Source organism: Enterococcus sp. S22(2020), from assembly GCF_020295385.1.
Classification (GTDB): Bacteria; Bacillota; Bacilli; order Lactobacillales; family Enterococcaceae; genus Enterococcus_L; species Enterococcus_L dunnyi.
In genome coordinates this window covers 78,161-90,375 of the sequence record NZ_JACFUD010000006.1, presented here as the reverse complement: position 1 = coordinate 90,375, position 12,215 = coordinate 78,161, and the positions used below count along the sequence as shown (strand labels likewise).

14 protein-coding genes are annotated in these 12,215 nt (G+C 29.9%); 13 read left to right on the top strand and 1 reads right to left on the bottom strand.

Annotated features, from left to right (window positions below; all coding sequences use genetic code 11):
• Positions 1-308: 308 nt before the first annotated feature.
• Positions 309-2,990, top strand: a complete 2,682-nt coding sequence (locus tag H3T55_RS13100) for a Spaf_1101 family AAA-like ATPase (protein WP_225534897.1) — start codon at positions 309-311, stop codon at positions 2,988-2,990.
• Between the two features lie 175 nt (positions 2,991-3,165).
• Here H3T55_RS13100 and H3T55_RS13095 read toward each other — a convergent pair whose 3' ends face one another.
• Positions 3,166-3,741 carry a hypothetical protein gene (locus H3T55_RS13095; RefSeq protein ID WP_225534898.1) on the bottom strand — a complete coding sequence of 192 codons (576 nt, stop codon included), beginning with the start codon at positions 3,739-3,741 and terminating at the stop codon, positions 3,166-3,168.
• A 539-nt stretch (positions 3,742-4,280) separates the two neighbouring features.
• Here H3T55_RS13095 and H3T55_RS13090 point away from each other — a divergent pair.
• The 12 genes from H3T55_RS13090 (at position 4,281) to H3T55_RS13035 (ending at position 12,044) form a co-directional block, all read left to right on the top strand.
• Positions 4,281-5,213 carry a hypothetical protein gene (locus H3T55_RS13090; protein ID WP_225534899.1) on the top strand — a complete coding sequence of 311 codons (933 nt, stop codon included), beginning with the start codon at positions 4,281-4,283 and terminating at the stop codon, positions 5,211-5,213.
• A gap of 50 nt (positions 5,214-5,263) precedes the next feature.
• Complete coding sequence (locus H3T55_RS13085; protein WP_225550198.1) at positions 5,264-5,629, top strand: hypothetical protein; 366 nt, start codon at positions 5,264-5,266, stop codon at positions 5,627-5,629.
• Between the two features lie 102 nt (positions 5,630-5,731).
• Positions 5,732-5,995 carry a hypothetical protein gene (locus H3T55_RS13080; RefSeq protein ID WP_225534901.1) on the top strand — a complete coding sequence of 88 codons (264 nt, stop codon included), beginning with the start codon at positions 5,732-5,734 and terminating at the stop codon, positions 5,993-5,995.
• A gap of 269 nt (positions 5,996-6,264) precedes the next feature.
• On the top strand, positions 6,265-7,059 hold the full coding sequence (locus H3T55_RS13075; RefSeq protein ID WP_225534902.1) for a hypothetical protein: 795 nt from the start codon (positions 6,265-6,267) through the stop codon (positions 7,057-7,059).
• A gap of 134 nt (positions 7,060-7,193) precedes the next feature.
• Positions 7,194-7,475 (top strand): TIGR04197 family type VII secretion effector, encoded by a 282-nt coding sequence (locus tag H3T55_RS13070; protein ID WP_225534903.1) that lies wholly within the window; start codon positions 7,194-7,196, stop codon positions 7,473-7,475.
• The gene (locus H3T55_RS13065; protein WP_225534904.1) at positions 7,472-7,825 is read left to right on the top strand and encodes a DUF3958 family protein; all 354 of its coding nucleotides are present in this window, start codon (positions 7,472-7,474) and stop codon (positions 7,823-7,825) included. The genes H3T55_RS13070 and H3T55_RS13065 overlap by 4 nt, the downstream gene beginning before the upstream one ends.
• A complete protein-coding gene (locus H3T55_RS13060) occupies positions 7,815-9,272 on the top strand; it encodes a T7SS effector LXG polymorphic toxin (protein ID WP_225534905.1) in 1,458 nt (485 codons plus the stop codon). Before H3T55_RS13065 ends, H3T55_RS13060 begins: the two co-directional genes overlap by 11 nt.
• Positions 9,272-9,622, top strand: a complete 351-nt coding sequence (locus H3T55_RS13055) for a hypothetical protein (protein WP_225534906.1) — start codon at positions 9,272-9,274, stop codon at positions 9,620-9,622. The genes H3T55_RS13060 and H3T55_RS13055 overlap by 1 nt, the downstream gene beginning before the upstream one ends.
• A gap of 59 nt (positions 9,623-9,681) precedes the next feature.
• Positions 9,682-10,029 (top strand): DUF3969 family protein, encoded by a 348-nt coding sequence (locus H3T55_RS13050; protein ID WP_225534907.1) that lies wholly within the window; start codon positions 9,682-9,684, stop codon positions 10,027-10,029.
• A gap of 151 nt (positions 10,030-10,180) precedes the next feature.
• Entirely contained in the window at positions 10,181-10,690 is a 510-nt protein-coding gene (locus tag H3T55_RS13045; RefSeq protein ID WP_225550196.1) for a hypothetical protein, read from the top strand.
• 65 nt (positions 10,691-10,755) lie between these two features.
• A complete protein-coding gene (locus H3T55_RS13040) occupies positions 10,756-10,974 on the top strand; it encodes a DUF3173 family protein (protein ID WP_225534909.1) in 219 nt (72 codons plus the stop codon).
• Between the two features lie 47 nt (positions 10,975-11,021).
• Entirely contained in the window at positions 11,022-12,044 is a 1,023-nt protein-coding gene (locus H3T55_RS13035; RefSeq protein ID WP_225550194.1) for a site-specific integrase, read from the top strand.
• The last annotated feature ends 171 nt before the right edge of the window (positions 12,045-12,215 follow it).

Genomic DNA, 12,215 nt, shown 5'->3' with positions numbered 1-12,215 from the left:
CTATAAATTAAGAAGAAAAATAATGATTGTTAGCTCTAATGTTAGCTCTTAAATATTATAGTGATGTTTTCATATGAGTTCATAATTAGCAGTAAGTAGAGCAAAAATACTGTAATATAAGCGTTTCTATCAATCTTGTTTTGTACAAATGAATTAAAAAAAGACCTACTGTTCTCGCGAATGTTCCCGGTAGGTCTTTTTTTAGTTTGTAACATACTGAAATATGTTACAATTTGAGTTGATGAGCAGTGTAGGATTGACCACTTGCTAACAGTTATTAGTTTGACACTAATTAGAAAGGTGATATTATGACTCAAAATATTATGGGAAAGCCTAAATCTCAAAAAATTATTCCTTTACTTTATAAAGAACTTAATTCGACTGAAGATGGAGGGAAATTTCGAAAAACTGTTTTTCATATACATACTCCTGCTTCGTATGATTATGAATTAATTGATACAGAAACTCAGAATTTACTTGAAATTGCTAAAGTAAGTAATTGGAAAGATTTCACAGAAAATGATTTGATGAAAATCTGGCACTATGAAAAAATCTCTGTGTTTCCAGACCATAGTATTCTAGATATAAGCCGAATTATGCCAAAAGACTTTTCGGATATAAAAGAATTTTTGGCATATTTAATCGTTGCACATTCTATACTTAAAGAGGAGATAGAATTATGTCTAGTGACAGATCATAATACTATTACTGGGTTTGGAAAATTAGACAAAGCAATTGATATTTTGCTTCATGAGCGAAGTGACTATCAAGTTAAAACAAGGCTAGAACTTGGCATAGAAATTTCATGTTCAGATAAGAATCATATAGTTGTAATATTGGATAGAAGAAACAAAACTCAAATTCGTGACCTTACTACTTGGCTTGAAAAAAATATTATTTCAGACAAAGATGGTACTATTCGTACGTCATTTGATGTTTTTAGTGAGGTCAATAGAATAAAAGCAATTGGGTATATAGCGCATATTAACACGTCAAAAATATTCGAAAAAAATTATTTGAGTGGAACTTATAAAAAAAGATTATTTAATTCAGGATTATTTAATATTGTTGGAGTAAAAGATATTATTCAGATAAGTGGAATTGAAGAACGTTTATCTTATTATAGCAATCAAAAATTTCACTTTGTTGTTGATAATGATTCGCATAATATTGCACAATTAAAATCTGGCTTTTTTTATGTTAAGGGCGATAAATTAAATTTCACTACGCTACAAGCAGCCTTTCAAGATTTTTCGCTGTCAGTTTGTTATAAATTACCCAGTTTGCCGAAGCAGTACATTAAGGCTGTATACATTGAAGGAAAAGAATTTCTTAAAGGTAAAACTACAGAACCTTTAATAGTAAAATTCTCAAGTATGATGAATGCTTTTATTGGCGGTCGAGGAACCGGAAAAAGTACTTTGTTAAATATACTAGGTTTTGTTATTTCACAATACTGCGAAACATCGGAAGAACTAAGAAAAATTCTTTCACAAGGTACTTGTTGCGTAGTTTATCATTATTTAGATGAAGATTATTATATTTGTGTTCATTCAAGTGATGAAGAGAACAATGATATCTTTGTTGATAATTATTTTAATGAAACTCTGAGTTTGTTAAGAAATTCTGAAGATGATGAAGAAAAAACTCGTAAAATAGCAATTAATAATAGAGTCCAGGTTTTCACTTATGATGGAAGAAATATAATGATTTGTAAAAATCAAAAGCAAATTCTAAAAAAATTGTTAACTCGAAAATTTACAGTCAATGATTTAGTGAGAGTTGCAGGAAGTGAGTATGAGATCACAGATTTCTTTGATAAAATTCTTTTTGAAAATAAAAGAATAAAAAATCGGAGTAATTACTCAAAGTATGGAGATGGCTTTAAGGGATTGTTTAATAAGTACGATAAAAAAGACAGTATACTTGAAACTAGAAAATTAAAAGTTAGGAATTTATTGGATTCCTATAATGAATCTCAGGAAGGCAAATTGAAAGTTGTTTTTTCTCAAAAGAAAATTGATGATGACTATTTCGATTGGATTGCTGCATTAGGTATTTCGAAATATGATGGTTTTAATTACTTTAAAAAATATGCTATCACTTTTATTGATTTGGCTGATTATCTCAATGTAAAATCTAAACAAGTCGGGGGTAGTATTGAATTACTACGATTTTTTTATAAAAAGGATTATGGTAAATTTATTAATGTTGATAGTGTCTCTCGTTTTTTTGAAGAACCTTCTAAAGAGACTGCAGAACTTGAGTTGAAGTTTTTAAAAGACAAACAGGACTTACTGGTCTTTCACGAATTGTTAAGACAGTGGCTGATTAATACACGTTGCGAACGGTATGCTAAAGATTTTCTAAAAGATTATTTCAGATATAGTGAGCAATTTACATTAGAATTTAACATTAATAATAAAGAGTCAATTGATATGAGAAGAGCTAATTATCAAAATATAAGTAAGCTATCAATGGGACAAAAAGTTGTTGCTATTCTTTCTTTTTTGCTTTCATATAGTCAGTACGTCGGAGATTACTCGCCTTTTATTATAGATCAGCCTGAAGATAATCTTGATAACCAATATATTTACAAAAATTTAGTTGCTGATTTAAGAAATCTAAAGCAATCTAGACAGATAATATTGGCTACTCACAATTCTACTATTGTTATGAATAGCGGTTGTGAGCAAGTATTGGTTATGAATTCAGATAACAAGCATGGTTGGTGTGAAGCTTCAGGTTATTTTTCTAATCCACAAATCATAAATCACGTTATTAACATTCTAGAAGGTGGAAAAAAAGCATTTTCAGATAAAATATTTGTTTATAAAGAAAAACTTCCTAATGATATTTCTGGAAATGTAACAGATGAAATCAAAAAGAATGCACAAAAGAATCTACTAGTAGATGAAGTAATTCAAAAACTAGATTATTTAGTATTAAATGATGAGTTAGAAGTGCTAAAGAGTTTTGTTGATTTATAAAATATGAATAGCGAAAGTTTACTTTAGTAAATTATTAATCCCATTAAAAAAATCACTGCTATATACAAATGAAATAAAAAAATGTACTAACTCCCAAAAGTCAGATTTTCCGATCTAAATTTGGGAGGCGGTACAATTCTTAGTAGGTCTTTTTATAAATTAACTGAACTGATAATTAGCTTTCTTTGAGTAGTCCAACGGAATAAGGTGCTTTGGAATCGATGTCCTTGTGATGAGTTAAGTTTTTTACCTCATCTTTAACATTTTTGGCGTGTTCGAGATCGCCAATATCTTCTAAAATAGTAATGAAATTGGTGATTTGTTGCATGTATTTTGGTTCACCTGTTTCTATCCAATTTGTTAAGTTTTCAAGATATTTTAAATTCATTCTGAAACTGTAGTTTGAGTTTGTTTTATCTAAATCTTTAGCAATGTTTATGTATTTTCTGGTTAAGTTGTATTCTTTACGATGTAGAGTGATGGAGATAAGATTTATTAAAGTGTTATACGCAAATTTTTTAGTAGTGTAGTCTCTTTTTCTTTCGTTATCTATAGGGTATGCTTTTTGAATTAAATGTGTCACTTGATCTGTAGAGAAAAAAGTTATAGTGTTTGATAATAGTTTATATTCAAATCCAAAAAAATATTTTACGTTAGATAACTCATTGTAAATAATTTCAATGTCTTCTTTTGAGATACCTTCTACTTCTTTCCATACTCTATGAAAAATTGAAGATTCTGATTTTGACAATTGGTATTATGGTTGTGAAAATTATCAGTTGATGGAAAAATCTGTGAAACAAAAAGCAGATGCAGAAGGAGTTATCTATAGTGATGATTTCGAGATTTTAATTGCTGGTGATGTTACAGCGATCATTGAAGAGTTGTCATAGGATAGAAGTTTGTAGTTAAGAGAAAGGGAGAAATATTGAATTACAATGAAATCCAAAGTTTGTTAAATAAAATATACTACGATTTTTTTGTTCTAGTAAGAGCTGTTTGTATTACCACAGCTAATTGTAATGAAGTAGAATTGCTGATAAAATTCATAATTTTCCTAAATCTAGTGTAAATTTTAATTGTTTGATGGCGGAATTGGTTGAATATGCCGACTTTTTAGAATACTTCTTGAATAAAAAAAATCTTCAACAGGAAACTATCAGTATTATATATAAAGAACAGCTGAGAGATATCAAACAAATATTGAAAAAGCAAGAATATATCTGAAATATAATTAACTCATATGGTACAATATAAAGTGAATTGTACCAGAATTTTGGAGGAGATTTATTGAAGGATACTTATGATATCTTATGGGAAAAAATAATTGATATGGGATTAGAAGAATATTTATTAAGTAAAGGGGTTAGTGAAGCAAGTTTAAAATCTAGTAAAGAACAATTCTCATTAGAAGATCGAGAGTTATACAATTACTACCATTACAAAGATCGAGTCGAAAATGATAAACTTGTGCCTGTAAAGAATATTGAAGGAGTAAGTCGAGTAGTAGATTTTTCATGGTTTAATATTTTGAATTATAGCATTTTAGGAGTTGCACAGAAGGATTATGATATAAATATTGAGCAATCTAGATTTTTAAAACAATTATTATTGCTAGAAGAAAACAATATAGAGGGACTTCAAAATATGTATAACAATACTGGAAATATTTCTTTTCTTGCTTTTCAAAATGAAGATGAAATAAAATATTTTCAATGTATTGATGGAAATCATAGAAGTATTTTAGCAAAAGTATTAGGTTTAAAAACTATCCGAGCAAGTGATATTTATTACTATGAGTATAATGCAGAAAATTTTAGGCTGTATAATATTTATAAAAAAGAAGAGACTGACTTCTTGAAATTTTTGGAGCAGACAGAATTTAAAATTAATAAACTAGATGAGTTTTCAAGTGGTAAACGAATTGTTTTAGATTATTTAGATTTTAATGAATTCTTTAGCAGTATTGCTCTTTGTCCATTTGATCAATATGAATTTAAAAATAATCCTCAAGCTGTATTTGAAATGATTGATCGAGCTGAGGAAATTAAGAAATTAATAGAACGAATAAATAAAAGATCGACGATATATTTACATTTATATACGCTCTTCCCTAAAAAAATTATGAATTTAAGAAAATACTTTTTTTCTGATAGAGTTACGGTTAAATCTCTCGCTAAGGTAATTGCGTTGAAAAAATGTTTAGAAAATCATTTGAATTGATAAAACTTTACACTCATTAAATTGAGTGTTTTTTTATTGAAAGTAAAAATTTGATTTATGGAGAATTGAGAGGTATGTATACATTTGATGATGTAATTCAAGAACTCGATTTTGTTATCAGTTTAAAAACTCTGAAAAATTGGGCGAATAAAATTGAAAAATTAACAGATACTCATTTTGTAAGAAAATATGCCAAAAACACAGATGGTCGCTCATATGGGTATAAAGTATTTAGTTTTGATCAAATCGAACGGTTTAAAAAATTAATTTCTATGAGAGAACAAAGTATCTCGCTAGGAAAAGCAATTCTAAATGCTTTTCTTTTTATTGAGGAAAAAGAACAAATGGAAATAATCGAAGTTAGAAAGAAAGTGAAGGAAAAAGAAACGATTATTGAAGAACTACCAGAAGTTTAGGAAGAAAAGCAAAAAAATGATGGTCGAGTATTCAATGAACAGTTTTTAGAAGCTTATTTTACGTATAAAGATTTAGAAACTCGTGAAGCATTTAGTGTACCTATGTTAACGAAGGCTTGTAGTGAAGAATTAAAGCTAGGTGTCTATGATAAAGATTTTCCAGCAAAATCTTATCTTGTTAGTCATGAATCCTATTATGCCAATGAAAAAGAAAATGAACTGGTATCCTTAAATAGTGTAGAGGTCACAACCATTATGAATCAAGTTCAAACAACGATAACTTCAACTTATCGAATTAATTTAAAGAAAATAAGCGGTAATTGGCTGATCGATCACGTGGAGTTTTTAGGTAGCCAAATAAAATAAAAAAACAGTTGATATTAAAGTAGCTAAAGATAAAATATTAAACAATACACTGAAACAGGAATAGTAACAGGATAGCCTTTTTCTGTAGGGAAAGGCTATTTTATACATAATCATTACGTCGTATAAATATTATCTAATTCTCAAAATATTTCATGGTATTAATAGGTATTTAAATTGTTTCAGTGAGTATTTCTTTATTTTGACAACCTTGTTATACTTGTAGTGAAAAAAATATTTAAAATAGAATATTTATAGGGCAGGGGATAGGTATGGCAGATAAGCAAATAAGGAAGAACATAGATGAATTAGAACAAAAAGTAACTATTATTGAAAAAGATACATTTCATATACAAGAAAAAATGAATACTTTTCTTGAAAAGCGAGGAATGACAACAGCATCAAAAATAACAATATTAATATCTGTATTTTCACTTTGTCTAAATGCATATATATTTTATGCTAATAATAATTTATCTAAAGCTTTAGCAAATAATCAATCGTATTTTGAAAAAATGGTTTTTGACGTTAGTTTTTATGATAAAAAAGAGTCCGTTGTATTGAATGTTGGATACAACGAAGTGTTGGATGTAAATGTAAATCCAACAATTATCAATTTCAAAAAAGGATATGCCCATAAGATATCGATTATATACTATAACGGGCTTGATTTTTTTGTTTTAGATAAATCTGTAAAGCTGGATAAAGTCGATAAGAAAGCTTCTAAAGATAATTCTAAAAAGTATTCGTATTCTTTACAGAATAATGGAGAAAGCGAAGAAAGCTATTTTTCTTTGGTATATCTATTAATTGAAGACTATAACGGAGAGAAAGAGATTTTTCCTATATTTCATGGTATAGATAAAAAAAGCAAAGAAGTTTTTATGCAAACAGCTATAGATGACACACTATTAATGTTTACTAATGAAAAAACGATGCTTAGTATGAAGTCACTTAAAGAACCAACTGAAAAACAAAAGCTAGATAGTGGAATTTTTCTAAAAGAGCAAGTTCCTGTTTATAAGAAATTGAAACTTGAACTGAAAGAAGCTGGTATCTTAAAATAATTACTAAAAAACTTTTATTTCATTGGAAAGTTCACTTATACATAAATAATACGTCATGTAAATATTGTCTATCCAAATAGAAGCTCCAATGATATTATTATTGTATGAAATATCTATAAGAGGGTGAATAATTCATGACAATACAAAGTGACTTTTCTGGAGCAAGCCAAAAGGCTACTGCTTTAAAGGGTGCAACAGATAAATTGATTCAATCAGCTTCGATTACTAAAGATACTCAAACAACTGTGGCAGGTAATACAAATGCGCAGGAAGCAATCACGACAGCTCAAGAAACAGCCACAAAAATTGCACAAGCAGTTTTTCAAGCTTCCAGTAATCTTCAAAGTGTAGCAAAGGAATTTGAAGCGCTGGATCAAAAAGTAGCGAATACGATGATTCGAGGTCTAGGTAAATGAAGAAACTTGAAGTACTTCAACTAGAAGAACAGCAATTGCAGTTAAAAGAAGAATCGATTGCAAATGAAGAAAAGCAGGTAAGGCGGATAAAAGAAAGCTATGAACAACACTTTCATGAAGCACGTCATTTTTTAGATAATCTATGCTATCTATTCCATAAAAACGAGCAAGGTACATTTTATCAATCGTTGATGGATGAATATTCTCAAGAATCAAGGAAAATACTAGAACATTTAGAAATAGATGAAATAGAACTCCATGATCAAAAGAAGAGAGTAGTAGACCAACTAGAGGATATCGATTATGAAAAGAGAAAATTATTAGTAGAGGAGGATACGAATGAGTGTTGATATGTATGTTTCATCGTCTCAAAGTCAAGCTTCTAGCGTGTCTTCAATGTGTAAGACACAAAAAGAAGGGTATCAAGAATTACAAAAAGCAATCACTGATTTTGTGGTTGCAAGTCCCTTCTTGACTGGGAAAGCGTATGATTCGGCTAAAGCTTATTTTAATACGGTGCTATATCCTTTAGCACAAGGTGGCATATTATTATCAGAAGCCGTTGAACAAGCCGTTAAGAAATTTCCAGAAGAATATATTTCTCAAGTGGATAGTGGTGATTTGAAACAATCAGAATTGGAAGAAAATATTCGTAAAGCAGATCAATTATTGAGTCAGGCAGAAAATATTCGTAGAGAATTACATTCGTCCAAAACACCAGATGCAACCAAAGCATTTCAGTTATTAGGAAATGCAGCATTGATCGGCATGTATAGTGCGACAAAACAAAAACTAGAAGAACAGCTACAAAAATTGTTGGCATTTAATGGAAGTTCCCCTTCTATCTTTTCTGAAATCGCTAGTTTACAGCAAGCGGTCAATCAAGGATTGGCACAAGCTAATACCGCTTGGAATGGGGCGACAGGAACGTTTATAGTACCGAAAAATCTTTCGTGGAAAAATACGATCTCTGCGAAATGGGCAGAGTATGAAGAACGACATGCAGATAATTTAGAAGTGAAAAAAGTAACGCTTCAAAATGGCGAAACATTTTATGAAGTCTATAGAAACGGTAAGCTAGATAAAGATGCAACGAATGAATTAGCAGTCGAAATCGCAAAAGATGATTTAAAATCATTAAAATCTTTTCTCGCTGGCGCAAGCTATCAGGTATTAGAAAACAATGGTGTGAAAGCATTGTTGGATGGTCTTTTTGGAGAAAGAGATGTAAAAGACTCCCTGCAACAGCATAAAGGGTATAATGAAGGTGTGTTTGTAGGGAACTTATTAGGTGTATTTCAAGCTGGAGCGGAATATGTCGGTGGTGCTATGTGGTTATTTGGTGGTACGGCTGGTAGTCTCGTAACCGCACCTGCAACTGGAGGGGCTAGTCTAGGTACAATTCCAGCAGTGGGGGCAAATACATTAGCTGTTTGGGCACATGGAACAGCAGTTGGCGGTATGAGTGTCCAAAATATTATGAGCGGTGATAACTACAACCATAAAGCGAAATCGGTTGAAAATATGGACGAATTCTTTGATACTGATTTTGGTTCAAAGCTTAAAAATAATGTGTCGAAGACAAAGAAACGCGTGGATGGACAAAATGTTTATAAAGTAGATAAAAACATGCCTGAATATGGTTTGAAAAAAAATGATCAATTGTATTTAGATGGTATGCATAAAGATCATTTAGAAGTATTTGGAAAACATGGTGATGCAAAAACTGTGTTGAATTTGGATGGAAGTAAAAATATGGATAAAGCAATAAAAGCAAATGGGAGGGTATTAAAGTAATGGCAACCAGTGATTTAGATGTAGTATACAATTTTTACAAAAACTTTAATGATAAAAACAGTGACAATTCGTTAGAGCAAAAAGAATTATTAGATTTTAAAGAAGAGGTTGTTGAAAATATAAATTATGATTTGGCAAAATTAGAAGAAATTTTACAAAAGATACAAAAAATAGATATGACAAAATCATTAAATGAAATTAACTACTCATATGCTTTTAGAGATGTGCTAACTGATTTAAATAGCACTTTAGTGGACCTATCTTCAGAGTTTTCAGATTTCCATAAATTTAATATAAAATTTATAGGAAAATTACCAGAGGGTCCAAAAGATGATTCGGAGCTTATCTAAATTATAATTTTTTTCGATAGGAAGTTAAACAAAGGAGGAAGTAATTTCTTAGGGTAGATATGGAATTAACATTTAATGTTATCAAAAAGAATGAAGCAGAGAGATTGATATTAGTTACAGTTATAGGACTTTTAGAATCTTTGGAAAATGAGTTGTTAACAATTGAGGATTGTGAAAATTATTTGTTTAGTCCGTATTCTGTGAGTATTCTAGAGGAAAAAGGATTAAGTGAAGATGTTATTGAAATTGTAGAGTTAGGATGCGAATTGGAAGATGTTCAATCTTTAAGACCAGCTAAATTAAAAGATGGAATACGAGAGCTGAAAGAGCAAGCGAAAGAATATTTGAAAAAAATAGCACCGTCTGATGATCCGTATGATGTAAAGAAGTGGTTAGATATGCATTAAAATAGATGAGATTTTTTACATAGGTATGTGAAAATTTTTAGCAATAATGCTATGATTTTTCGCATACCTTTACTATTAGTAAAAAACCTTGCACTAGATGAAGGGAATGTACGTTCGCATAGTTGAACTGTCTTAAAGGAAGGTGGTTATTATGTCGGACAAGCCCGATTTATTAGATACTTATTTTATGCAGTATGAAGATAGGAAAATGAAAAAATGGATGACTGCATTTTCGATTGGTGAATTAACCAGTGCAATAAAAAAAACGAAAGATGAAGCAAGAAAGGATATTCCACGATTACCACAACAAGATTTATTATACATAGAAAAGTGTCTAGATGTTTCTATTAAGCAAAACAAAGTGCTGGAAATACAGTTGAACAGTAGGGATCATTTAGGGAGGGTTAAGGATCACATCATAGGTACGTTTCGGGGCTTTGCTGATTTAGATACTATTATTATTAACACAACGAAAGAGGGTGAACAATACGACCAATATATAGATTTCACTGATATAAGACATATAATAGTTCATAACTATAATAAGTGGTTTGTTCCAAAAATGGATCACGATCCATTTGAAGAATTTGAGTTAGAAATTGCTCCGGAAGTAGATGAATTTTGTAATGACTATTTTAACGATGGAGATTTTATTGAATAGATTATTTTGAAACACCTTAAATTATAAGGTTTTTTTTATTTAGGGAAAGTAGGTGATGTGCTAACATGATTACAGTAGCAAAAGAAGATGTTGTAAAGTTAGGTTTTAAACCTTATCAATCGGAACGTATCATTCGTGAAGCAAAAGCATTACTTGTTGAACGGGGTTGTCTTTTTTATCAAGGAAGTAAAGTTAGACGAGTTCCCAAAAATATTGTAGAAGAAATGCTTAATGCGAAGTTTGAAGAAGGTGTAGAAGATGGCGAAAACGCCAAATGTATATAAGAATAAAAAAACAGGTAAGTATTATTTTGCAGCAAATATGGGTTTCGATGAAAAGGGAAAAAAGGATTCAAATATTTAAACGAGGTTTTAAGACGGCTAGAGATGCTAAGAAAGCTTATAATGAATTTTTGAATGATTATGAAGAACATGTCCCACATAAAAATGATAAAAAAATAACTTTTAAAGTGTTCTATGAGGAATATTATAAAAGCTGGTATAAAAATCAAGTTAAGAAAGCAACGTTTATTACTACTACTAGTATTATTGAGAATCATTTGAACTATTTTTATGACTTCGTTCTTAGTGAAATTAATGTCATGGATATTCAGAAATTCCAAAATTATATGGTTGATGAATACAAAACTCAACAAAGAAAAGGCTTGTCTAAAGCATATATAAATTTAATTCTTGCTAATTTATATAGTATTTTTGAACGTGCTGTTGTGTATGGATTGCTGGAAGAGAATTTACCACGAAAGGTTGGAAGAGTTAGGGAGGAAAAATTAGAGGTTGATTTTAGGACAATTGATGAGTTTCATAAAGTAATGAATATCATAGACGAATCAGATAATTTATTGTTTTTTAAAAAATTGCTATTCAGATTTCTTTTTATGACAGGATTAAGGTATGGTGAAGCTATTGCTTTGAGTTGGGAAGATATTGATTTTCAAAAGAAGGTGATTTTTGTAAATAAATCCCTGCATGTGGTAAACAGAAAGAATTATGATTATACAACTCCAAAAACGAGTTCTAGTGTCAGAAGTGTTTCTATTGATGAAATTACTATTCAACAATTGTTAAATTGGAAACAGCAACAATCGGTCATTAAAGATATCAATTTCATTTTTTCTTATGATGGTTTGCCGTTATCAAAGTCAACAACTTTTTATTGGTTAAAACGACTTTCAAAAAAAGCTGGAGTACATGATATCAAAGGTCATGCTTTAAGACATTCACACGTTGCTTTACTTATTTCCTTAAAGGAAGACCCGCTGGTTATTAAAGAAAGGTTAGGTTATTCTAAAATTGAGAAAACATTAGGAACTTATGGTCACTTGTATCCTAAGTAAATGAATGCTGTAGCAGAAAAGTTATCAGAATTAGATATTTAAAAATATAGAACTGTATGTTATAGTAATTCAAGCAAATATTCAATGTTAGCACTATTGTTAGCACTTTGAAAAAAACGAAAAAAATATGTCTTGAAAACGTTGATAAATCAAGCTTTATAAAGAAGGATT